This is a genomic window from Paenibacillus sp. CF384 (assembly GCF_900106745.1).
GTDB lineage: Bacteria > Bacillota > Bacilli > Paenibacillales > Paenibacillaceae > Paenibacillus_Z.
The window spans coordinates 190,894-212,979 of sequence record NZ_FNNV01000006.1; the positions used below are offsets into that span (position 1 = coordinate 190,894).

The 22,086-nt window shown below is 49.6% G+C and carries 23 protein-coding genes; 2 read left to right on the top strand and 21 right to left on the bottom strand.

What is annotated here, in order from left to right; translation table 11 throughout:
* Positions 1-2: 2 nt before the first annotated feature.
* From BLW29_RS12720 to gpr, 17 genes are all read right to left on the bottom strand, one after another.
* Positions 3-782 carry a 16S rRNA (uracil(1498)-N(3))-methyltransferase gene (locus BLW29_RS12720; protein WP_090980169.1) on the bottom strand — a complete coding sequence of 260 codons (780 nt, stop codon included), beginning with the start codon at positions 780-782 and terminating at the stop codon, positions 3-5.
* Positions 783-925: 143 nt separating this feature from the next.
* Positions 926-1,633, bottom strand: a complete 708-nt coding sequence (locus BLW29_RS12725) for a site-2 protease family protein (RefSeq protein ID WP_256208579.1) — start codon at positions 1,631-1,633, stop codon at positions 926-928.
* A gap of 36 nt (positions 1,634-1,669) precedes the next feature.
* The gene (prmA, locus tag BLW29_RS12730; RefSeq protein ID WP_090979981.1) at positions 1,670-2,650 is read right to left on the bottom strand and encodes a 50S ribosomal protein L11 methyltransferase; all 981 of its coding nucleotides are present in this window, start codon (positions 2,648-2,650) and stop codon (positions 1,670-1,672) included.
* A 139-nt stretch (positions 2,651-2,789) separates the two neighbouring features.
* Positions 2,790-3,815, bottom strand: a complete 1,026-nt coding sequence (locus tag BLW29_RS12735) for a Gfo/Idh/MocA family protein (RefSeq protein ID WP_090979983.1) — start codon at positions 3,813-3,815, stop codon at positions 2,790-2,792.
* The gene (locus BLW29_RS12740) at positions 3,815-4,144 is read right to left on the bottom strand and encodes a cupin domain-containing protein (protein ID WP_177186605.1); all 330 of its coding nucleotides are present in this window, start codon (positions 4,142-4,144) and stop codon (positions 3,815-3,817) included. The genes BLW29_RS12735 and BLW29_RS12740 overlap by 1 nt, the downstream gene beginning before the upstream one ends.
* Before the next feature lie 133 nt (positions 4,145-4,277).
* Complete coding sequence (locus BLW29_RS12745; protein WP_090979986.1) at positions 4,278-4,469, bottom strand: hypothetical protein; 192 nt, start codon at positions 4,467-4,469, stop codon at positions 4,278-4,280.
* Positions 4,470-4,485: 16 nt separating this feature from the next.
* Entirely contained in the window at positions 4,486-4,638 is a 153-nt protein-coding gene (locus tag BLW29_RS12750; protein WP_143044396.1) for a YfhD family protein, read from the bottom strand.
* 81 nt (positions 4,639-4,719) lie between these two features.
* Positions 4,720-5,862: a molecular chaperone DnaJ gene (gene dnaJ, locus BLW29_RS12755; protein WP_090980174.1), complete on the bottom strand. Its 1,143-nt coding sequence runs from the start codon at positions 5,860-5,862 to the stop codon at positions 4,720-4,722.
* A gap of 125 nt (positions 5,863-5,987) precedes the next feature.
* Complete coding sequence (gene dnaK, locus BLW29_RS12760; protein WP_090979988.1) at positions 5,988-7,832, bottom strand: molecular chaperone DnaK; 1,845 nt, start codon at positions 7,830-7,832, stop codon at positions 5,988-5,990.
* A 58-nt stretch (positions 7,833-7,890) separates the two neighbouring features.
* Positions 7,891-8,457: a nucleotide exchange factor GrpE gene (gene grpE, locus BLW29_RS12765; RefSeq protein WP_090980176.1), complete on the bottom strand. Its 567-nt coding sequence runs from the start codon at positions 8,455-8,457 to the stop codon at positions 7,891-7,893.
* A 65-nt stretch (positions 8,458-8,522) separates the two neighbouring features.
* Positions 8,523-9,548, bottom strand: a complete 1,026-nt coding sequence (hrcA, locus tag BLW29_RS12770) for a heat-inducible transcriptional repressor HrcA (RefSeq protein WP_090979990.1) — start codon at positions 9,546-9,548, stop codon at positions 8,523-8,525.
* Between the two features lie 326 nt (positions 9,549-9,874).
* The gene (locus BLW29_RS12775; RefSeq protein ID WP_090979992.1) at positions 9,875-10,336 is read right to left on the bottom strand and encodes an N-acetyltransferase; all 462 of its coding nucleotides are present in this window, start codon (positions 10,334-10,336) and stop codon (positions 9,875-9,877) included.
* 108 nt (positions 10,337-10,444) lie between these two features.
* Positions 10,445-11,602, bottom strand: coding sequence for a radical SAM family heme chaperone HemW (gene hemW, locus BLW29_RS12780; RefSeq protein WP_090979994.1), 1,158 nt, complete (start codon positions 11,600-11,602; stop codon positions 10,445-10,447).
* 280 nt (positions 11,603-11,882) lie between these two features.
* Positions 11,883-13,700: a translation elongation factor 4 gene (lepA, locus tag BLW29_RS12785; protein ID WP_090979996.1), complete on the bottom strand. Its 1,818-nt coding sequence runs from the start codon at positions 13,698-13,700 to the stop codon at positions 11,883-11,885.
* Positions 13,701-13,766: 66 nt separating this feature from the next.
* Positions 13,767-14,249, bottom strand: a complete 483-nt coding sequence (locus BLW29_RS12790; protein ID WP_090979998.1) for a hypothetical protein — start codon at positions 14,247-14,249, stop codon at positions 13,767-13,769.
* Positions 14,250-14,275: 26 nt separating this feature from the next.
* The gene (gene spoIIP / locus BLW29_RS12795) at positions 14,276-15,601 is read right to left on the bottom strand and encodes a stage II sporulation protein P (RefSeq protein ID WP_090980000.1); all 1,326 of its coding nucleotides are present in this window, start codon (positions 15,599-15,601) and stop codon (positions 14,276-14,278) included.
* A gap of 233 nt (positions 15,602-15,834) precedes the next feature.
* Positions 15,835-16,842, bottom strand: a complete 1,008-nt coding sequence (gpr, locus tag BLW29_RS12800) for a GPR endopeptidase (protein ID WP_090980002.1) — start codon at positions 16,840-16,842, stop codon at positions 15,835-15,837.
* A 189-nt stretch (positions 16,843-17,031) separates the two neighbouring features.
* Between gpr and rpsT the strand changes: the two genes are divergently transcribed.
* Positions 17,032-17,304, top strand: coding sequence for a 30S ribosomal protein S20 (gene rpsT, locus BLW29_RS12805; RefSeq protein ID WP_090980003.1), 273 nt, complete (start codon positions 17,032-17,034; stop codon positions 17,302-17,304).
* Between the two features lie 65 nt (positions 17,305-17,369).
* Here the strand turns inward: rpsT and holA are convergent, their stop codons facing one another.
* The 4 genes from holA to BLW29_RS12825 all read right to left on the bottom strand — a co-directional run bounded on the left by holA (position 17,370) and on the right by BLW29_RS12825 (position 21,592).
* A complete protein-coding gene (gene holA / locus BLW29_RS12810) occupies positions 17,370-18,386 on the bottom strand; it encodes a DNA polymerase III subunit delta (RefSeq protein WP_371264716.1) in 1,017 nt (338 codons plus the stop codon).
* 252 nt (positions 18,387-18,638) lie between these two features.
* A complete protein-coding gene (locus tag BLW29_RS12815; protein ID WP_090980009.1) occupies positions 18,639-19,754 on the bottom strand; it encodes an anti-sigma factor family protein in 1,116 nt (371 codons plus the stop codon).
* The gene (locus BLW29_RS12820; protein WP_090980011.1) at positions 19,751-20,299 is read right to left on the bottom strand and encodes an RNA polymerase sigma factor; all 549 of its coding nucleotides are present in this window, start codon (positions 20,297-20,299) and stop codon (positions 19,751-19,753) included. The genes BLW29_RS12815 and BLW29_RS12820 overlap by 4 nt, the downstream gene beginning before the upstream one ends.
* 333 nt (positions 20,300-20,632) lie before the next feature.
* Entirely contained in the window at positions 20,633-21,592 is a 960-nt protein-coding gene (locus BLW29_RS12825; protein WP_090980013.1) for a D-2-hydroxyacid dehydrogenase, read from the bottom strand.
* Positions 21,593-21,741: 149 nt separating this feature from the next.
* Between BLW29_RS12825 and BLW29_RS12830 the strand changes: the two genes are divergently transcribed.
* Positions 21,742-22,059 (top strand): hypothetical protein, encoded by a 318-nt coding sequence (locus BLW29_RS12830; protein WP_090980014.1) that lies wholly within the window; start codon positions 21,742-21,744, stop codon positions 22,057-22,059.
* Positions 22,060-22,086: the final 27 nt, after the last annotated feature.

Here is a 22,086-nt window from a genome sequence, read left to right on the forward strand (position 1 = left end):
TGTTAAACGCCTCCCATTTCTCCGGATTCATACATGAGGCAGGCGAGTCCAACCATCGCAGCGGTTTCCGTGCGTAAGATTCGCTTGCCAAGACCGATAATGACAGCACCGGCCTCTTCTGCTTCCTCAGCTTCACGTTCAGTGAAGCCGCCTTCTGGTCCAACGATGAGCAGAATATTGCGCGGCTCTTCATAGTCGCTCCAGCCCTCTTCTGCTCCGCGGCGCGCCTGGATTGCGTCACGCAAACCAAGTCCACCGCCTTCCTTCTCATAGCAAAACAACGCCAAGTGGTACTCCGGAATCCGTTTGACCAGTTCCCGCCATGACGCAACCGGCTCAATAACCGGAATACGGCTGCGGTGTGCCTGTTCAGCAGCTTCCTTCGCAATCTTGCCCCAACGGTCAAGTCGCTTGGCTTCTTTCTTGTCATCATATTGAACAATCATCCGCTGGGATTGGAACGGCACGAAGCTTGCTGCGCCGATCTCTGTCCCCTTCTGGATGACAATCTCCATTTTATCGCCCTTCGGCAAGCTTTGGGCTACCGTTACCGACCAAGTCGGCTCGCCGCTCATGGTCAGCCATTCGGAAATCTCAGCTTCCACTTTGCCCGGTGATAAGGCGCTTATTGTCGCTTCCGCGACACGTGTGCGGCCGTCACTAACAATGATGGTATCTCCCGCTTCCATCCGCATCACGCGCGTAACGTGATGCGCATCGTCGCCTGTAAGAACAACCGAATTGTCAGTAAACTGCTCGGACGTGACAAAATATCGTTGCATCTTCGGTAGAACCTTTCCAGTCAAATCACGAGCCCTCTAATCTACAAGGACTGTGTCAAAACTCCAACCTACATCATACACGGTTTACACTCGCTCCGCTAGGGTCGTTAAACATTTTCCAGAAGCGAAGATGCTATCCGTATTTACCTGTAGAAATCTGCTACAAACTGCGGCCAATTTACATCGTCAAAGAACAATTCACAAATATGCATAATGCCGGAAATAATTGAATTTGAATTGGCAAATAGCGGATCAAGCGTTGCTGCGCGAAGCGGCGGGACAAATACGATCAGCAGGAACAGAAACATCCCCCATGTTTCATATTGATCCATCTTCATACGAAGCGGGGTCGGAGCAAGATCCTGAATGATCCGGTATCCGTCAAGCGGCGGCACAGGTATAAGATTGAATATAAATAGCATGACATTCAGCGTAATTAAGTAATTAAGAAAGTGGACGATTGCACTATGTACGCCAAAGGAGCCTGCATTGAGCAAGCCAATCTGGTTCAGCACATACACGGCCAGAATGCCGATAAATGTCAGCAGCAGATTGCTAAGCGGGCCAACGGCCGAAACGACGATCCCCATCAATCGAGGATACTTGAAGCGGCTTCGGTTAACCGGAACGGGTCTGGCCCAGCCAAAACCCGCTACAAGCAGCAATATGGTGCCCATAACATCCAGATGGGCGCGAGGATTAAGCGTCACCCTTCCGGCATCGTATGCGGTTCGATCTCCAAACTTATAAGCGCTGTACGCATGCGCGAACTCATGCAGCGTGAACGCAATCATTAGTACTAGAAAGATAAATGGTAAATCTTTGAGCGGATACCACAAAAAGTCCGACACCGTTCACCCTCCTACACATATTTGCGGAGCTTCAGCTTACTCCGGTTTCGTCGCGATGAACGCGAGCCAGTCTTGGTCACGCTGACGATCGATAATCGTAAAGCCGGCTTGCTCAAGACCTTCCGCAACGGCATCTTCTTTATTCTTGAAAATACCCGATGCAATATAGGTGCCGCCCGGCTTCAGCGCTGCGTAAACATCGTCGATGAACAGCAGGATGATTTCCGCCAAAATATTAGCTACAACGACGTCAACCGGTACCGTCACGTTCAGCGGCTTATCCGCACCATTGCCTTCTGTATTCAATACTCCGAGAAGGTCGCTCAGATGCACTTGAATATCGTTTTCCAGCTTGTTCAGACGCGTGTTCTCCGTAGCAGAAGTAACGGCAATCGGATCCAGATCTAGTGCAAGCACGCGGCGAGCGCCTAGCAGAATCGCGCCGATAGCCAAGATGCCGGAACCTGTCCCTACATCGATAACTTCTTCATCGCCTTTGATAACCGTCTCCAGTGTACGTAAGCAGAGCGCAGTTGTCGGGTGAGTACCGGTACCGAATGCCATGCCTGGATCAAGCTCGATAATCCGCTCATCCGGGGATGGCGTATACTCTTCCCAAGTCGGCTTAATCGTCAAACGCTCCGACACGCGGATCGGTTTGAAATATTGCTTCCATGCATTAGCCCAGTCTTCTTCGTCTACAATTGCCTTTGTAATCTTGTAGTCGCCGGGATCAATATCGAATTCACGTAGCTGATCGATACGCTCAGGCAATATGGCCATGAGTGCGTCGATGTCCGAGTCCAGCTCCGAGAAGTAGCCTTTAATAACCGCCTGGCCTTCAGGAATATCGTTAAGCGGATGCTCATACCATTGTCCGAGCGATGTGTCCCGCTGTTTGTTCAGCGTACCTGATTCTTCAATGGATACGCCGTCGGCATCCATTTCATGCAGGAAGTTGGAAATCATCTCGATCGCTTCTTCGGTTGTCGAGATTGTCAGTTCATGCCATTTCACTTTGTAAATCCCCCTGATCGCGTTATCATTTCTAGTAGTCATTTTTAACCTATCTTGTCTATTCTACACCAGATAAGGGCTTCGCACAAAAAAACAAGCCTCCGCAGCCTGTCGGCAGCAGAGACTTGTCCTCATCCCCTTACTTCGAAACAATGTAACTTTCCGGATAAGTGACTTCACCTGTTCGAGAGGAGTCACTGAATGCGATCAGCGCAGCTAAGGTACGCAAATTATCGCGGCCCGAAATCGTTGGCTCTGCACCGTCCTTAATTCGTGCGGCAAACTCGGACAATACGCTGTGAATGCCTTGTTTGTCGTCTGGCAGCGGTCCGTCCGCATAAGAGATAAATCGTTTGTTCTGCTCTTGGTCAACGATATATACGCCATAACCTTGACCGAGATCATCGAGATGAATCGAGCCATTCTCGCATTGAATGCGCCAATCCCCTTCCCAAGGCGTTGACAATCCCTTGGATACGAGGCTGCCTAAGTAGAAGACCGGAATTCCGTTGTCCAACTCCATGCTCGCCTGCACATTCGGATGGCCTTTATACATGCTTCCTTCAATATTCCATGTTTTGCCGGACACCGTCCGAATATCGGATTCCATTAAGTAGCGAATCATATCCACATGATGAACAGCCATCTCAAGCAGCATGAAGTTCTCCATAACCTGCTGATAGTCCTTGCCAAAATGATCATAGAAAAACTGAGCCTGCACAAACAGCGGTTTCCCCATCTCGGAGATGGCTTTCTTCAGAGACAGGACATGGTTCTGATAGCGATAGTTCTGACTGACCATCAGAATGAGCTGCTTCTGCTTCGCAAGCTCGACCAGTTCGCAAGCTTCGCCGATATCGAGCACGAAAGGCTTCTCAACCAGGACATGGAGCCCTTGCTCCAAGGCAGCTTTGCAAATCGCATAATGATAAGGAGAAGCTGCCGTTACGAATACGGCATCCGCCTCACAGGATGCGAACGCTTCCAAATAATCCGTGTAACAATTCGCTTCTGCAACGCCAAGCTCTGCCGCGCATTCCTTCAACCGAGCCGGATTAATTTCAACCACGCCTGCATAGGTGAAATCATCGGACTTCTTTACGTAATGGAGCGCAACGCCGAACCCGTGCATACCGAGGCCCACTTGAATGATTTTCAATGTCATTATTGTGCATCTCCTCTATCCCTGAATAGATAACCCACTCGGCCGCCTTCAGGCATAATGCCATAAATATAAACAGCAACCATATCCTCCGTAACGACTAAGGAATGCTCGTCTCCACGTTTCGTGAGGACCATATCCCCGGGACCGATTTCGTAGGCATCGCCTTCGGTCGTACAATTCCCTCTGCCGCTTATAATAATCCAGTATTCATTCGCATCATGATAATGCAGCTGAACGACATCACCGACTTTAAGATGATTGATACCGTAATGGCTAAGCTCACTCCACTCCGGAAACACTTGCGTCGCACTCTTGAAATTAACCGGCATGAAAATCATCCTCCCCATACGTTAAACTAACGTTAATTTTGCCACACGTTGAAACGTTTCACAAGGATAAAAAAAAGATACCATACCGCAATATAACATTGCAGGTATGGCATCCCAAATTCCTATCAATTCCTCACAAGTTAGCTGTTCCTCCGGTTTGTTCAATCAAATGAAGAGCACGGTCGACCAGCTCATCCCCGACAGTAGCAGTTAACGATGCGCCGTCAGCGCCGCCATCCACGTTCAGCACGCGCAGTGCCATCAGCTTAAGCTGCGCCTCACGTGCTGCATCCCCGTCTTGAAACGTGGCATGAATGACTGTCATACAGGAGACTGACTCATCATTTATTCTGCGCTCTGGCGTCGGCCTCGGCGGCACGCTGCATCGCCTTTTTATCCGCTTCGTCAGCTAGCTCCTCTGCGAATTCAACGTCTTCATTTTTGCCGATCGGCAGCTCTGCGAAGTTTTGTTTCTCCAAGTCTTGATCGCTCATGGTTATGCTCCTTCGTGTAGAAGTTGATTCAGACACGAAAGTTAGCATAAACAAGTGACTGCGATCTTATGCTTTCACCCATTAGTCGCCGCGGAATGCTTTCTTCATCTTCTCGAAGATCGATTCATGGTGTTCTTGCTGCCCGCCATCCGTACTGCCGCCTGCTGCTGAAACGCCGGAGAACTGACGAAGCAAATCCTTCTGCTCTTCATTCAGGGCAGTAGGCGTTACGACCGTTACTTTAACATGCTGGTCGCCTTGACCGTAACCGCGAAGGCGCGGAACGCCTTTTCCCTTCAATCGGAAATAAGTGCCGGTTTGCGTACCTGCAGGAATCTTCAGCTTCACTTTCTCAGTCAGCGTCGGAATTTCGATCTCGTCACCAAGTGCCGCCTGTGCAAACGTTAGCGGTACTTCGCAGTAGATGTCATCATTCTCACGCTCGAAGAAATCATGCGGCTTCACTCGAATTACGATATATAAGTCCCCGGCTGGACCTCCGCGTGTTCCGCCTTCACCTTCGCCGCTTAAGCGGATTTGCGCGCCTTCATCGACACCGGCAGGAATTTTCACGTTGATCTTGCGCTGCTTCTTCACTTTGCCAGCACCGTGGCAAGTCGTGCATTTCTCTTTGATGATTTTGCCTGCGCCATTACAGTTGGAACAAGCTCTGCGGTTCACCATACGGCCAAACGGTGTATTCTGAACCACTTCTTGCTGACCTGTACCACGACAAACGGAACAAGTTTCCGGTTTCGTACCCGGCTTCGCGCCTGAACCTACGCAAGTATCACAAGTTTCCGTGCGTGGAATCGTAATTTCCGTTTCCTTGCCGAATACCGCTTCCTTGAATTCGATTGTCATTGTGTACTGCAAGTCATTACCGCGCTGCGGTGCGTTAGGATCACGTCGTCCGCCACCGCCGCCGCCGCCAAAGAACATATCGAAGATATCGCCGAAGCCGCCGCCGAAATCACCGGCACCGCCGCCAAAGCCTTGGTTCGGATCTACGTGACCATGTCGGTCATACGTAGCACGCTTACCATCATCGCTTAGAACGTCATAAGCTTCCTTCACTTCTTTAAATTTATCTTCCGCATCCGCCGCTTTATTTACGTCCGGATGGTATTGGCGCGCCATTTTACGATACGCTTTCTTGATCTCGTCCTCGCCTGCGTCTTTCCCGACGCCGAGCACCTCATAATAGTCCCGCTTGTCAGCCAACTCCGTCACCCCGTCTCCTATTTGCGCTGCAAAATCATTATCTATCTAGACACACGAAAAACGGCTGTGCCGTCCAAAATTTTAGCGGACGGCACACCGTTTACGTTTTACTTAACTTACACTAATTACTTCTTGTCGTCTACAACTTCATAGTCAGCATCGACTACGTTGTCTTTGCCTCTGGAGGATGACTCGCCGCCTGCTTCAGGACCTGCGCCTTCAGCGCCGCCTGCAGCTTGTGCTTGCTCATACAGCTTCACGGAAAGCTTCTGCACGATTTCAGTCAACGCTTCTGCAGCTGCATTGATTTGTTCTACATCGTCTGTTGCCAGCGCTGCAGTCACTTTCTCTTTGGCTTCGTTCGCTTTTGCGATTTCGCCTGCATCTACTTTATCGCCAAGATCTTTGATTGTTTTGTCAACGGAATAGACCAGTTGGTCAGCCGCGTTCTTCGCTTCAACAAGCTCACGACGTTTGCGGTCTTCTTCTGCGTTCAATTCCGCATCCTTCATCATGCGATCGATTTCTTCGTCGGACAAACCGCCGGAAGACGTAATCGTGATTTTGTGGCTCTTGCCTGTGCCTTTATCAAGAGCAGACACGTTTACGATACCATTGGCATCGATATCGAACGTAACTTCGATTTGCGGTACGCCGCGTGGAGCCAGTGGAATATCACCAAGCGTGAAGCGGCCCAGTGTTTTGTTGCCTGCAGCCATTTGACGCTCACCTTGAAGCACGTGAATTTCAACGCTTGGTTGGTTATCCGCATAAGTGGAATACACTTGGGATTTGCTTGTTGGGATCGTAGTATTGCGGTCGATCATCTTCGTGAACACGCCGCCAGCTGTTTCGATACCAAGGGACAATGGAGTTACGTCGAGCAATACAACGTCTTTCACATCGCCTGTCAATACGCCCGCTTGAACCGCTGCACCAAGAGCTACAACCTCATCCGGGTTAACGCCTTTGTGCGGATCTTTGCCGATCAATTTCTTAACCGCTTCTTGTACAGCCGGGATACGAGTCGATCCGCCGACAAGAACTACTTTATCGATATCGCTTGGGGACATGCCGGCATCGCTCAATGCTTGACGAGTAGGACCAAGCGTACGCTCTACAAGAGCTTGCGACAATTCTTCGAATTTCGCGCGAGTCAGGCTAAGCTCCAAATGCTGTGGAACGCCGTCTGCCATTGTGATGAACGGCAAGGAAATCGTCGAAGTCACTACGCCGGAAAGCTCTTTCTTCGCTTTCTCAGCAGCATCCTTCAGACGTTGTACAGCTGCTTTATCTTTGGAAAGGTCAACGCCTTGTTCTTTCTTAAACTCGGAAACCAGGTAGTCAATGATCACTTGGTCGAAGTCATCGCCGCCCAGACGGTTGTCACCGCTTGTTGCTTTAACTTCGAAGAAGCCATCGCCAAGTTCAAGGATAGAAACGTCGAACGTACCGCCGCCAAGGTCATAAACGAGGATCGTGTGATCTTCTGTTTTCTCAAGACCGTAAGCAAGTGCTGCAGCAGTCGGCTCATTGACGATACGAAGCACTTCAAGACCCGCGATTTTACCTGCATCTTTAGTCGCTTGACGTTGACTGTCGTTGAAGTATGCCGGTACTGTAATAACAGCTTGTGTTACCGTTTGACCTAGGTAAGCCTCAGCATCGGATTTCAACTTTTGCAGAATGATTGCGGAAATTTCTGGAGCGGAGAAATCTTTACCGTCGATCACTTCTTTATGGCTGGAGCCCATGTGACGCTTAATGGACATGATTGTGCGGTCTGGGTTTGTGATGGCTTGACGTTTGGCAGATTCACCGACAATACGCTCGCCGTCTTTCTTGAAACCGACAACAGAAGGTGTTGTACGGTTGCCTTCCGGATTCGGGATTACGACAGCTTCGCCGCCTTCCATTACCGCAACGCAAGAGTTTGTTGTACCAAGGTCGATACCGATTACTTTACTCATAATTAAAGTTCCTCCTCAAATGGATATAATGGGAATCATCTATAGGCAAGCTGATCGTTTAACCGCTGACTTTCACCATAGCGGGACGCAGCACTTTATCCTTCAGGACATAGCCCTTTTGCACTTCTTCAACAACAATGCCTTCTTCATGCTCATCGGATTCGACTTGCATAATGGCTTGATGGAATTCCGGGTTGAACGGCTGTCCAACGGCATCCATTGCTTTCAGCCCTTCAGCTTCAAGCACTTGCTCCAGCTGGCGGAAGATCATGTCGACGCCTTTGGAGAATGATTCGCCATCGCCGCCGTTCTTCGCAGCTTCAATAGCGCGGCCAAAGTTATCCACTACCGGCAGCAGTTGCCCGATTAGTTTCATGGAAGCATATTGCCCAAGCTCTTCCTTTTCCTTCATCGTACGACGACGGAAATTGTCAAAGTCGGCTTGTGCTCTTAAGTATCGCTGTTGGTTCTCTTCGGCTAATTTCTCAAGAGCCTCCACGCGGGAATCCCCTGCGCTTCCTTCTTCTTGAGGAGCTGTCGTCTCTTCGTTCACCGATTCCTGCGCTTCTTCAGCAGCAAGGTTCTCTTCATGTTTATGTTCTTCATCTGTATGCTGTTCATTCACAGACACGAGCGCTTACACCTCCTGAAAGTAATCCCTAAAAGTCTTCACTCATTTGTTAATTTGCGTCATTTGTACCATCGACCGAGCAGAACCGCCATATCCTTGGACAGTAAATCCAGCAAGCTGATGACTTTACCGTAATCCATCCGTGTCGGTCCCAAAATCCCAATCGTGCCCAGCTGTTTGCCTTGTGCCGAATAAGTCGCTGTAATCAGACTGCAATTGTTGATCGCCTCATGCGTATTTTCTGTTCCGATACGAACTTGAATACCGCTTGGCAGCGTGCTGAACATTTGCATAATGGTCGGCGTCTCGTCCAGCAGGTCAAGCAGCGTCTTCACCTTGTCGACATCCTTGAACTCCGGCTGTGTCAGCATGTTAGTCGTACCGCTCAAGAACACACGGTGATCGTCTTCGCTCATTAGAGCATCGTCCAGCACACCGAGCAGTCGCTCGCATTGGTCCGCGTAACGGCCAAGCTCCTGGCCGACTTCGGAATACAGCTTGGATTTGAGGCGCGCAATCGGCACCCCGATCAATTTGCTGTTAAGAATGTTAACAGCCTGCTGCATTTCCTCCATGCTCATATCATCCGGCAAGGAAATCGTACGGTTCTCAACATGACCGGTGTTGGTAACAATAATCGCTACGGCCGTGTCGTCACTGATCGGAACGAGCTGGAAATGCTTAAGCGAATTCGTAAACGTTTCCGGCCCAAGCACGATGCTCGTGTAATTCGTCAGATTGGACAATATCATGGCTGCATGTTGAATAATCTGTTCCATTTGGTTCACTTTCTCCGTGAAGAAAGAGCGAACCGTTTGCGCATCTTGTTCATTAACTTGACTCAGTCTTACAAGATGATCGACGTAATAGCGGTAACCTTTAATCGATGGAATACGACCTGCCGAGGTATGAGGCTGCTCCAGAAATCCGAGCTCTTCCAAATCAGCCATCTCGTTACGAATGGTTGCCGGGCTAAAGCTGACATCGCTTCGTTTCGAAATGCTGCGTGAACCAATTGGCTCCGCTGAGCGGATATAATCGTCTATGATGACATTCAGAATCATTCGCTGCCGTTCAGTCAACATCGCAGTCCCTCCCGGTTTCTTAAGATCGTTTCATGCTAAAGCTGCTTCCCTTTATTACGGTCATCCTTCAACCGTTAGCACTCGTTATCGGTGAGTGCTAATCATTACTACAAAAATACCAAAATCGCTTGCCGATTGTCAAGTCAGTTCGATATTTTGGGCCGGAAGAAAGATCAGTTTATGCATGAAACAGCCACATTTTACAACGAGTTACTGATTCCGGGCTGGAAGAATCAAAAAAGCCACTGCAACCTTATCGAAAGGCGCAGTGGTTGATTAGAAATATGGAGCTGTTCATTGCGTTATGGTTGGTCATTATAGCTGTATTAGTTCAGCATTCTTAGAACGGCGATTTCGTCACATGCGTGCTGCTTCGGACAATGGATACAGTCCGTCCACACCTTCTCGGGAAAAATCTCCTTGTTCACGATCGTGAAGCCGTTCTTCTCGAAGAAATTGACTTCGTACGTCAGCGCCATCACTTTAGGGATGTTCTGTTCCTTCGCTTCATGAAGCAGCTGATCGACAAGCTTACTGCCGATGCCTAAACCTTTATAGCCTTCCGATATGCCTAGCGAACGGATTTCAACGAGGTCAGCGCCAAGCTGGGTTAACGAACCGCAGCCGACGACTTCACCTGAAACCTCCGCCACAACGAATGTATGAATTTGACGCTTCAGCATATCGCGAGATCGCGGCAGCATAATTCCCTTCTCGGCGTACCCTGCTATTAAATCCACTAATGTTTCGATATCATTCTCGGTCGCCTTTCTGCATACCGCTTGCATCCCACTCGCCTCCGCATCCATAAACTCTAGAGTAAACTGCTTTGAACACGAATAAATATACAACATCATGAATGTTAACACAAGAATAATTTGACTGGATTCGCTGACTTATCCGCTGATAAAGGCTCCGAATACTTCATTGCCAAGCGGGATACCTTTCTCCGACAATCGATATCCGCCGCCGCTGCCTTCCGTGTGCTCAATCAGCCCTTGCGAGAGCACCGTTTCAAGCGCCTCACCAAACACGCTTTCAATCGTTTGTCCGGGAAATTGAGCCGAGAAACGATCATTGTTCACACCTTCTAGCATACGAAGTCCAACCATCATGAAATCTTCCATCGCTTCATGCTCGGGAACCGGGTTCGTTTCAAGGCGCGGAAGCCGCTGGGCCGCCGCATCAATGTAAGGCTGAATCCCTTTGATATTGACATGGCGCTCGCCTCTGGCATAACCGTGCGCGCCTGCTCCAAGCCCATAATAAGGCTCGTTGCGCCAATACGTAATGTTATGTCTGCTTTCGTGGCCGGGCTTCGCGAAGTTGCTGATTTCATAATGATGAAACCCTTCCGCTTTAAGCTTGTCTATCAGCAGCATGTACATCGCAAGCTCATCCTCTTCCGGAGGAAGCGGCAGCTCATTGCGTTCATATAAAGTGTGGAACAACGTGTTCTCTTCCACTTTAAGACCGTAGAGCGAATAATGTGGAAGCCCTAACTGCAGCGCACGGTTGACGCTGTCTGAAAGCTGTTCCACGCTCTGTCCTGGGAGTCCGAACATCAAATCGATCGATAAATTACTAAATCCGGCCGTACGCGCATTCTCGATGCTGCGATAGACGTCCTCGACATTGTGAATGCGGCCGATTCGCTCCAGCAGCCCGTTATCAAATGACTGTACGCCAAAACTTATCCGGTTTACGCCGCCTGCCTTCATAGCCGTCAGCTTCTCCAGATCCGTTGTCCCCGGGTTCGCTTCCATCGTAAATTCCGCATCCGGATGAATAGGGAAGTATTTCTTCACGGATGTCAGAAAACGCTCCATCTGCGGCGGCGTGAGCACCGTAGGCGTGCCTCCTCCAACGAATACCGTCAGGATTTCTTCCGGTGGAAGCGACTCTACAGTCCGCTCCATCTCGCTCTCTAGCGCATCCAGATAGGCATCCACAGGCTGTCCGCGAAGGACATAAGACGTAAAATCGCAATAGTGGCACTTGTTCGTGCAGAACGGGATATGAATATAAAGCGCCTTCGGCGCGTGGTTAAACATGTGGTTATTCCCTCCAGTGCAATTGCTCCCTTGAAATAAAAACAAGGGAGCTGTATGCTCCCTTAATTGTTTCAGCGTGAGAATGGCCGGAGGCCGGCAAGGAGATGTAGCAGCGATAGCGTTCGCCTTGGCTGAGTGATTGGCGTAGTTTGTATCACGCTAATCATTCAGCCTTTGTAGTCTGAATTCAACATCTACTCACTTACATAATCAAGGAAATCAGAACTACAACAGCGAGCGTAATCCCTTGCCGGCCGGAGGCCTTCTCTCACGCAGAAACTCAATCCTCGTCGATCTTAAGCACGGCCATGAATGCCTCTTGCGGCACTTCAACGCTGCCGACTTGCTTCATCCGTTTCTTACCTTCCTTCTGCTTATCAAGCAGCTTCCGCTTACGGCTGATATCGCCGCCATAACACTTGGCAAGAACGTTCTTACGCATCGCTTTAACCGTTTCACGAGCGATAACTTTGTTTCCAATCGATGCTTGAACCGGTACCTCGAACATTTGACGAGGGATAAGCTCCTTGAGCTTCTCGCAAATGATCTTCCCGCGGTGATACGCGCGGTCGCGGTGAACGATAACGGACAAGGCATCCACCTGCTCGTTATTGAGCATGATGTCCATCTTCACGAGCTTGGACTGGCGATAGCCGGACAGCTCGTAGTCGAACGAAGCATAGCCCTTCGTGCTTGATTTCAATTGATCAAAGAAATCATACACGATCTCAGAGAGCGGCATATCGTAAGTGATCGTTACACGGTTCGTGTCCAGATACTCCATGTTGACGAACTCACCGCGTTTGTTCTGACAAAGCTCCATAATTGCCCCAACGTAATCATTCGGTACAATGATAGCCGCTTTTACGAATGGCTCTTCAACATATTCAATCTTAGCGACATCCGGATAATTAGAAGGGTTGTCGATCTCCAAGATTTCGCCGTTCGTCAATGTGACGCGATAAATTACGCTCGGCGCTGTCGTAATAAGCGGGATATTGAATTCACGCTCTATACGCTCTTGAATGATTTCCATGTGAAGCAGTCCCAAGAATCCGCAACGGTAGCCGAAGCCAAGCGCTGTAGAAGACTCCGCTTCATAACGAAGCGACGCATCGTTAAGCTCCAATTTCTCGAGCGCATCGCGAAGATCGTTATAATCCTGCGTTTCGATCGGATATAAGCCGCAGAATACCATCGGATTGATCTTACGGTAACCCGGCAGTGCTTCTAGAGCCGGTTTCTTCGCATCGGTAACGGTATCCCCGACACGTGTATCCTTCACGTTCTTGATGCCTGCTACGACGAAACCAACGTCACCGACAGCCAGTTCGTCAACGATACCCATGCGCGGCATGAAGGCACCGACTTCGATGACCTCGAACTCAGCTCCTGTTGCCATGAAGCGAATTTTCTTGCCTGATTTGATACTGCCGTCGATAACCCGCACATACACGATAACGCCTTTGTAAGGATCATAGTGCGAGTCGAAGATAAGCGCTTTAAGCGGCTCGTCCGGGTCGCCGGTTGGTGCCGGAACCTTGCTGACAACCTGCTCCAATATTTCCTTGATGCCGATGCCGGCTTTCGCAGAAGCATGAACAGCTTCGCTAGCATCAAGACCTATAACATCTTCAATCTCCTGTTTAACGCGGTCAGGCTCTGCGCTTGGCAGGTCGATTTTGTTCAGTACCGGTATAATTTCCAAGTTGTTGTCGAGTGCCAAATACACATTGGCAAGCGTTTGCGCTTCGATCCCTTGAGCGGCATCGACAACGAGCAAAGCGCCTTCACAAGCAGCCAAGCTGCGCGAAACCTCGTATGTAAAGTCTACGTGTCCCGGTGTATCAATCAGATTCAAAATGTATTCTACACCGTCATCGGCCTTGTAACCGAGTCTAACGGCTTGCAGCTTTATCGTGATGCCGCGTTCGCGCTCCAGATCCATTTGGTCCAATACTTGCTCTTGCATTTCTCTTGATGACAACGCGCCGGTAAATTCAAGAATCCGGTCTGCCAGCGTTGATTTCCCATGATCGATATGGGCGATAATTGAAAAGTTGCGAATTCGTTTTTGTCTGTCACGCACGTCCGCCATGCTAAACCCCCAGAGGTACCTAATTGCTAATCATTCTTATAAGTATAACAGCTTGAAGGGTCACCATCAATCCGTTACCGATTCAAAAAACGAAACGACCATCCGAATCCCCTTCGCAGACACTGTTTGAAGCACCCCTGCAGTCCCATCTGCAACCTTATTAACGGTCGCATCGCTGCGCAAATCAGGTAAGCCTGTCAGTCGTTTATTAAGCTCTTCTTGGAGCTTACGCTCGTATTCTTGGCGGATTTCCTCTTCTGTTCTCCCATGCTGCGCATCCGCAACGGTGCGTCGTTGTGTAGTTTGATCCACTTGATTCTCGGGGAGTTGGGCGATATTAGTTACTTCAGGTGCATCTGATACACGGGATACTTCTTCACTATCGGTCAACATCGATGAGGAGTAACCAGCCGGGTTAACAGCTTGAACGCTTCCTTCAACCGGACCATAAACACGTTCTATACCGCTCGAAGCCATATCTATGCCAAACAAAATGATGAGCGCAACCGCTCCTCCTACCAGTGCCATCTTCATCGATTGACGACGCATTTGGATTCTCTCCCCTATGGTTTAAACTATTTGTTCAATTTCGATACCGGCTGTGCCGATACTTTCGCTGAATCCCAGTAGATATCGGAGATGATCTTCGCAAGCACATCGATGGTCCGATAGGATTCCTTAAGCGTGTTGTCGACTCCGCCGACTTCAATCAGAACGCTGTCCGGCGAAAGCGATTGATTGTATTCCCCATTGCCGCTGGCAGTCGTTTTACCCAAAATCCCGCGAGAGAGTCCCGGATATTTCTTCTCCAGCGCCTCATGCATACGGTTCGCCAGTGCTTCATTCTTCTTCCAATTGGGATTGGCCAGCCCGATGATGAAGAAAACCTCTGCATACGTTTCACCGTTTATGGTGATCGTCGTATTCTTGCGTCGCAGGGAATCTCGGTGAATATCGAAGAAGAATTGAAGATCGTTATTTTTGGCCATCGCATCGACGACCGTTTTCTTCGAATACTTATAGGATAGGAGCCAATTGTAGTTTTTAATCGCCGTTACATAATCTGTGGAAGATTGTTGTGCCCCAATGCCGCTTTTCTCCAGTTGAAAAGCAAGTCGTTTGCCCAGCAGCGTAATGTTCTTCACGGGCGATTCGGCGTATTTCTTGCTGCTGATTTCCGGAAACCAGGATTCGCGGCTGTGCGAATGGTAGATAAACATGACCTTCTTACCTCCGGTTGTCGGAGTTGACGGATTGACCGGCTCTACTTGCTCCGGATCTGAATCGGGCTTTGTATCTACCGGCGGATTCACAGGCGTCGTTGGCTGTTCACCTGTTTCCGCATCGGTATCCGGCTCCGTTACATCCGGTTCTGTATCGCCCGTTTCATGATCCGGTCTGCCCGAGTCCGTGACCGGAAGACCTGATCCATCGCCGACTTCCTCTTGACCCGGAATCGAATCGTGATCTCCGGATTCGACTACCGCATCTGTACCTGTTCCCGGTCGCAGGATGACTGTCGTGTCGCCGCTCATTCCGGGGTACTGACTTGCGAGCAGGCTCCTCGGATCTTCCGGATTGATGTCAGTCAACAATCGGAACAGAAACGTACTGATCTGTCTGCCGTTAATGGCAGTTCTCGGCGAACCATCGCTTGTGCCCGGCAATTCCATCGACAGCATGTCTTTGAATAATCCGCCGGATACCGCTGCCGCGAACCCTTTCATCGACGATACCGGCGATGACGCGGCGTTCTGATGCACAATCGCACCAATTCCTACTACAAGGACAAGGATCATCGATCCCATTGACAACAACGCAAAGGTACGGCCTGCTACCAGCAGCTGACGCAAACGCATGCTGCCTTTAGCAAGGTTCAGGGTCACAATCCATCGTTTCATTCCGTGTACTCCTCCCAGTTCCAATTGTGGCATTGCTTCATCGCGCACTAGGCTAGTATCACTTTATGAGGCAAGCCGATTTAATAGAACCGAAAGTTTAATAGAGTTTGAAGGATTGCTAGATTAATAGACTGATAGGAAATCAATAGAGTTGATTAAGGATCATCGGAACGCAAAAAAGAAGAGCACCTGAGTGCCCTTCTCACGTAACGCGAGTAGCTTGATTCAATAACTTAGTGGGTATATGCAGCTACATTCGTCTTATCCACTGCCTCGTGCAGAGCAGCATTCAGCCCGCTGGCAACGATGTTGGCGATATCCTCAATGAACTGGTCGATTTCTTTAGGCGTCACAAGCAGATCATGACCAAGGGGCCCGAGCGCTTCTCGGACAAGCTGAAGCCGCTCATTCTCGTCGATCGAATCAAGCAAGCCCAGGAAACCATCCGCTTTGCCCGCCGCATGTTTCTTCAAATGCTCCCGCATTAGATCAATGCTGTTGCTGACAATTGTCGATGCATACAGCACGGTTGGAACACCGATCGCAACAACCGGCACTCCCAGAATTTCCTTGGTAATCCCACGCCGCTTGTTTCCAATGCCTGAACCGGGATGAATACCGGTATCTGCAATTTGAATCGTCGTGTTTACCCGCTCAAGTGCCTTAGACGCCAGTGCATCAATCGCAATGATTAGATCCGGCTTCGAGCGATCTACAATTCCTTGTACGATGTCACTCGACTCAATGCCGGTTATCCCTAGCACGCCAGGCGCAACCGCGCTTACATTTCGGTAGCCGGGCGCGACCTCATTGGGCATCAGCTCGAAGAAGTGACGCGTCACAAGCGCATTCTCAACGACGATCGGACCGAGTGCATCCGGCGTCACATTCCAGTTGCCAAGTCCGACGATTAAGACGTTCGCCGTCTTGCTAATGCCAATCCGCAGAAGAAACTCCGCAAATTCTTGTGCCAGCTTCGTGGCCACGCGGTCTTGAAGCACGGTGTCTTGCTTGCGCAGCTCCGGCACTTCGAAGGTCACGTAATGACCGATCATTTTGCCCATAATCCGGGAGCCTTCTTCAGTTGTTACTTCTAGTCTCGTGATGGTAATACCGTCGTCCTCCGATACATCGGATAGAACACCGGGTACCGGACCGTTCCCTGCTGCCTCTGCGTATTCTTTTGCTTCAAGCGCCAAATCGATCCCCACGTTAAACTCTTGCAGATCAAGCTCACTCATGTTATAAGGGCGCTCCTTCCATCCGTTTGTGTCTAGTTTGCGAAAGGGAACCTCTAATTATGCGGTTACTGCCCGGAATACATGGATTCAGTCATGCGAGAGCTATTGCTTTTTGGTTTTGCCCATGATACACTATGTCAAGTTGTGTTGTTACAAAGGGATTCTCCCTTTTTACAGGAGGTGAATGCAATGCCAAACATTAAATCCGCAGTCAAACGCGTTAAAACAATCGAGAAACGCCGCGCTTTGAACGCTTCGCAAAAATCAGCTCTTCGCACGGCCGTTAAAACTGCTGATCTAGCTGTTGTTGCTACTGATGTTGATGCTGCTAAAGCAGCTCTGATCAATGCTACAAAAAAGCTGGATAAAGCTGTAACTAAAGGCCTGATTCATAAAAATGCAGCTGCTCGCAAGAAGTCGCGCCTGGCTAAAAAGCTTAACGCACTTAGCGCACAAGCCTAATCAATCAAACGAAAGTCCTGCTATTACGCCTAGTGCGTAATAGCAGGACTTTTTTTATGTTCTTCTTATGCGGCAAGCGAGAGCAGAAACAGCTCCAGACCCAGCGTCTTGTCAATGCGACCTGTCTTCATGCCGTAATCCAGCTCTGCCAGCTTGTTCAGATGTTTGCCGAGCGTTTGAGTGGTGAACCGTCTGGCCTTCTCAGCGGCTAACTTGACGACGTAAGGATGCAAGCCAAGCTGCCCTGCCATCTGCTGAGGAGAATAATTATGCTGCTCCAGCTCTTTCACCTGCAGCATGATGCGAAATTGCCTCGCAATTAACGCTGCGATCTTAATGGGCTCCTCACGGCGCAGCAGCAGCTCTCCATATAATTTAAGCGCTCGGTCCACCTGCAGCGATGCCATGGCGTCAATAAGTGCGAAGACGTCTTCTTCTACGGTCGATGCAATCAGATGCTCTACATCACTGCTGCTGATGGAGCCGCCGCTGCCGGCATGCAGACAGAGCTTGTCCACTTCATGCGCCAGCTGCTGCATATTGGTTCCCGTGCGCGCCAGAAGCAGTTGTGCGGCGTCACGGCTCATTCCGCGCCCTTGTTCCTCTGCTCGTCTAACCGTCCACTGCAGAAGCTCATTCTCTTGAAGCTCTTGGAACGGGATTAACGCATCCTGCTCCTTCAGCAGCTTGACGACCTTACGACGCTCGTCCAGCTTCTCAGCCATCACCTGAAACACGATGACGCTGCTCTCGCAAGGCTGCTTCAAATATGCGATCAGCGCGTCTGTCCCATGCTCGAGCTTCCCTTCTTTGCCTTGAGCCGCAGCGAGCACGGAGGAATCCCTAATAAGCACAAGCTTGCGCGATGCGAAGAAAGGCAATGTTTCGGCCTCTGCCACTGCCTCTTCTATAGGTGTTTCCGATGTATCGAATTTGATAAGACCTAGCTCTCGCTCTTCAGCCGGCAGCAGCTTGTCCGTCAAGCTCGACACAAACTGCCGCATGCGATATCTGTCTTTCCCGTACAGGACATAGACGGGGCGGATCGTTCCCGCTTTCAGTTCCTTCATGACATCCTTCATTTCCACGGCATAAGTCCCCCTTTAAACCACCAACCCTACGATAGCGCCATTTGGCAAAAAACGCAACAAAGGGATGAAGTCAGCTTGCGACTCATCCCTTTGTCCCCGAACATCTATATAAACACTCGCTAGCAAACGGTCCATGGTACCGGCTGCGAATGGTCATACGACGTCAAGGTGCCGTCCTATGACTGGTTTCCTGCTCCCTACACCATACGCGAACATCCCGTAAAGTGTGCATCAACCGCCATATTATTTAATAGATTGTACTTGTTGCTCGGTTGCTTTCTTGGGATCTACGGTATACACCTGTTTAACCCCATCCGCGTCCGCTCCCTCGTACGTCAACACGGAACTGTCTTCGGACCACTTCAAATTCGAAATGCCGGTTCGTTTCACGCCTTGGAAAATCATTAAACTGTCTTGAACGGTGTAAATGCGAACGGTATCCTCCACAATAAAAGCTTGGTACATGTTGTCCGGCGAGATTGGCGAAGCCATGATTACGTTAGTTGCATCAAAGTTAGTGCCCTTATTGCCTGTTGCAGCATCGGCATTATCTGCCTTACTGTTCACAGCCTGATCGTTGGCAGCACTGTCCGTAGCAGCAGCATTACCGGAATCCGAATCACTTGTCCGGGATACCTCGTAGTTAGGCGACTGCCCTTTCACTTGAGGCGCCCCGCCATCCGTTTCTGTCGTGAGCGGAGGCATCGTTTCACCATTCGGATCCACGTTACGGCTCTCTGACTTCATCAGCGGCTTCTCATCGGACATGGAAGCGAGCGGTGCGGCAGCTTCAGTCGTAATCTCATTGATCGTAGCTGCATCGTTAGTCGTCTCCTCCGAACGATTGACACTGGCGGATTCATCGGCTGAAGATGTATTCTGCGCCGTATCATAAGTATTGGAAGAATCTGCGGCCATGTCCTTTGCTGAATCGTTCATCGAGCGGCTTGGGTCGTAGTTGACGATAAACAGTCCCGCTATGATACCTGCTGCTATAATGCCGCCAATTGCACGAATCGAGAATCGGTCCGTCCATCTTCTCTTCTCCGTGCTTGGCGCAATTCGTCTTGGCATTGCCGATTGGTTCACATCACGGTCTTGCATTGGAATATCGCCTTGAATGGTATCTTGAGCGACTTGAAGCTCTGCCAGTCGTGGCAGTATCGCATCCACTAAACTGTAGCTCGGCGTGACCCTCGGCAGGTTGGTTAGTCCGGAGGAAAGCAATTCAAGCCGTTCAAGCATGGCTGCACATTCCGGGCAATGCCGTGTATGAGTCATCAAGAATTCGGCTTCCTGCTCATCCAGATCGCCGTCAAGCTGCCTTTGCATATAGTCCATCACCTCTTGACAATTCATCCTCGGACACCCCCTCTCTGATAATCATGCAGGTATGTTTGCAGCTGTTGTCTTGCCCGGAATAAATAAGATTTGACCGTATTCAGCGGAAGATCAAGGGAATCGGCGATTTCGTTGTACGAGAAATCCTGCAAATAGCGAAGAACAACAACGGCCCGATGATGCTCAGGCAGCTTGTCGATCGCTTTGCGGATATCCTGCGCAGCATAGGAAGTAAGAACTTCCTCCTCAACCGATTGATTATCCTTGAACACCATTTCATGCTCGTCAATGGATACAGTCGGTTTGGTTCGACGAAACTTATCGATGCATATATTAGTGACAATCCGCTGTACCCAAGTTTTAAACTGGGCTTTCTCTTCATAGCTGCCGATTTTCGTATAAATACGAATAAGTGCTTCTTGAGCCGCATCCATCGCATCCTGCTCATTGCCTACAATATAATAGGCTGTCCGGTAAACATGATTCTCAATCTCGCGCAATAGAGAAATAAGAGCGTCGCCATCGCCGGCTTGTGCGGCTTTGATAAGGCCTGGCTCTACCACGGAGGATCCCCCCTTGCAACCTTTCAGACGGAAAGGTTCGTTATAATGTTGCACCAAGCCTAAACAATTCTTTATAAAAATTTAAGCTGTTGTCATAAAGCCAAATGAATTTCAATGGACAAGTGCCGATAAAGTGCAGTTAATCGCCGTTTCTGGGCCGATCGGCACACATCTTACTACGAGAATTCATGGAGAACGATGCATTTTCGCTTCAATTAATGAGAAATGATGAAGGAAAACATACTATTCAAAATGATAGCAGAAAATAGAACAACCGTACACCCTACTAGATATTACCAGCGGGAGTACGGCTTTAGGACTACGTAACGTAAATCAGTATTGCGCCTGCCAGTCAACCAGGTTTCGGCAAGGTTTTCCATGAACGCTGTAGTGCTTTAAGTTATCGAGCACGATCGATAATGCTCGGTCCATATAATAAGGCGTATTGCCTGTTTCATGCGGGGTTAGAATAACATTCTCCATGTTCCACAGCGGATGTTCCTGCGGCAAGGGCTCCTGCTCGAATACATCTAGTCCAGCTCCTGCGATCCGTTCGAGCTGTAAAGCATCAACCAGTGCTGCTGTATCCGTCGTGCCGCCTCTGCCAATATTAATGTAAATCGCGGATGGCTTCATCACTGCAAACTGCTCCTTGCCTACGATATGCCTCGTTTGCGAAGTGAGCGGCAAGCAATTGACGATGTAATCGCTTTGTGCGAGAACTTCATTTAATTGTTCGATGGTGTACATACGATCTACCCCTTCGGCCGGTTCGCCAGACTTGCGAACACCGAGCACGTTCATGCTGAACGCTTGAGCCAGCTTAGCCGTTTCAAGTCCAATCGCGCCGGTACCGAGTATCGCTAAGGTTGTCCCATGTGCTTCCCCCATGCGCTTCGACGGTTTCCATGTTTGCGTTTGCTGATTGCGAATTGCGATATGTACGTTTCTTGTCAGGGAGAGCAGCATGGCAAAGATCGATTCCGATATTCCGTTCGGATGAACACCGGAAGCATGCGTCAATGTGACGCCGAGCGACTGGAGCCGATCCAGCGGGATGTGGTCGACTCCCGCTCCTAAGTTTTGCAGCCATCGAAGCGAAATGTCCTCTGCGTGAATGATTTTGAGCACATCGCGATTCCAGCCCAGAATCACTTCTGCCTTTATAAGAGCCGCTCTTGCTTCGTCGGCGCCGAAGCCGCTGACTGATAAATAATCCAGACTTGGACAAGCCTGTTGTATGGCCTTCACCTGTTCTTCGTCAAAAGGATGTACGGACACAATCGTTCCCATGCGATGTTCCCCTTTCCAAACCGTTCTTTGCCACAGATTACCACCGCTCCGAAGACGATGTCAAACTTATAAAGTTCGGGAAGGTTTGATTCTCATCCCAATCTCAGTATAATATAAGGTAGACAAGCGCACGAAAGGAGTCCTCCACGATGACTAAGACCAGCAATTGGTTTGACGATTATTTGGACCTCTACAACTTCGCCAAGCAGCTTGGCGATCAGCAGTGGCAGGAAGAGCTGCTCGAAGCGATGCGTCACAAGAATGCATTGGACCGCGAAGAGGCTGTAAGAAGTGCCAAAGAAGAGCTGTGGCATAAGTTCAATACGATCAACCATCAAATGATGGATCTGCTTGCCCAAATGAAGCAGAGCAGCGATCCCGCCGAAGAAAGCACGATACGCGAGCTGATCGGAACCTTGAAGCTTCAGCGCATGGATTTGGCGAAGAAAATTAAATCGCTTCACTAATCGGCTAAATAGATACACGACTAATTA

What these genes read in the sequence shown, in the direction of transcription:
- BLW29_RS12830 (WP_090980014.1), top strand. Translation starts at nt 21,742, where the DNA reads ATGACTAAGACCAGCAATTGGTTTGACGATTATTTGGACCTCTACAAC.
- BLW29_RS12735 (WP_090979983.1), bottom strand. Translation starts at nt 3,815, where the DNA reads ATGACATTGAAAATCATTCAAGTGGGCCTCGGTATGCACGGGTTCGGC.
- spoIIP (WP_090980000.1), bottom strand. Translation starts at nt 15,601, where the DNA reads ATGAAACGATGGATTGTGACCCTGAACCTTGCTAAAGGCAGCATGCGT.
- holA (WP_371264716.1), bottom strand. Translation starts at nt 18,386, where the DNA reads ATGAAGGATGTCATGAAGGAACTGAAAGCGGGAACGATCCGCCCCGTC.
- gpr (WP_090980002.1), bottom strand. Translation starts at nt 16,842, where the DNA reads ATGAGTGAGCTTGATCTGCAAGAGTTTAACGTGGGGATCGATTTGGCG.
- rpsT (WP_090980003.1), top strand. Translation starts at nt 17,032, where the DNA reads ATGCCAAACATTAAATCCGCAGTCAAACGCGTTAAAACAATCGAGAAA.
- BLW29_RS12775 (WP_090979992.1), bottom strand. Translation starts at nt 10,336, where the DNA reads ATGCAAGCGGTATGCAGAAAGGCGACCGAGAATGATATCGAAACATTA.
- lepA (WP_090979996.1), bottom strand. Translation starts at nt 13,700, where the DNA reads ATGGCGGACGTGCGTGACAGACAAAAACGAATTCGCAACTTTTCAATT.
- BLW29_RS12740 (WP_177186605.1), bottom strand. Translation starts at nt 4,144, where the DNA reads ATGCCGGTTAATTTCAAGAGTGCGACGCAAGTGTTTCCGGAGTGGAGT.
- dnaK (WP_090979988.1), bottom strand. Translation starts at nt 7,832, where the DNA reads ATGAGTAAAGTAATCGGTATCGACCTTGGTACAACAAACTCTTGCGTT.
- BLW29_RS12745 (WP_090979986.1), bottom strand. Translation starts at nt 4,469, where the DNA reads ATGACAGTCATTCATGCCACGTTTCAAGACGGGGATGCAGCACGTGAG.
- hrcA (WP_090979990.1), bottom strand. Translation starts at nt 9,548, where the DNA reads ATGTTGACTGAACGGCAGCGAATGATTCTGAATGTCATCATAGACGAT.
- hemW (WP_090979994.1), bottom strand. Translation starts at nt 11,602, where the DNA reads ATGTTTAACCACGCGCCGAAGGCGCTTTATATTCATATCCCGTTCTGC.
- BLW29_RS12750 (WP_143044396.1), bottom strand. Translation starts at nt 4,638, where the DNA reads ATGAGCGATCAAGACTTGGAGAAACAAAACTTCGCAGAGCTGCCGATC.
- BLW29_RS12720 (WP_090980169.1), bottom strand. Translation starts at nt 782, where the DNA reads ATGCAACGATATTTTGTCACGTCCGAGCAGTTTACTGACAATTCGGTT.
- BLW29_RS12815 (WP_090980009.1), bottom strand. Translation starts at nt 19,754, where the DNA reads ATGAATTGTCAAGAGGTGATGGACTATATGCAAAGGCAGCTTGACGGC.
- BLW29_RS12790 (WP_090979998.1), bottom strand. Translation starts at nt 14,249, where the DNA reads ATGCGTCGTCAATCGATGAAGATGGCACTGGTAGGAGGAGCGGTTGCG.
- BLW29_RS12825 (WP_090980013.1), bottom strand. Translation starts at nt 21,592, where the DNA reads ATGGGAACGATTGTGTCCGTACATCCTTTTGACGAAGAACAGGTGAAG.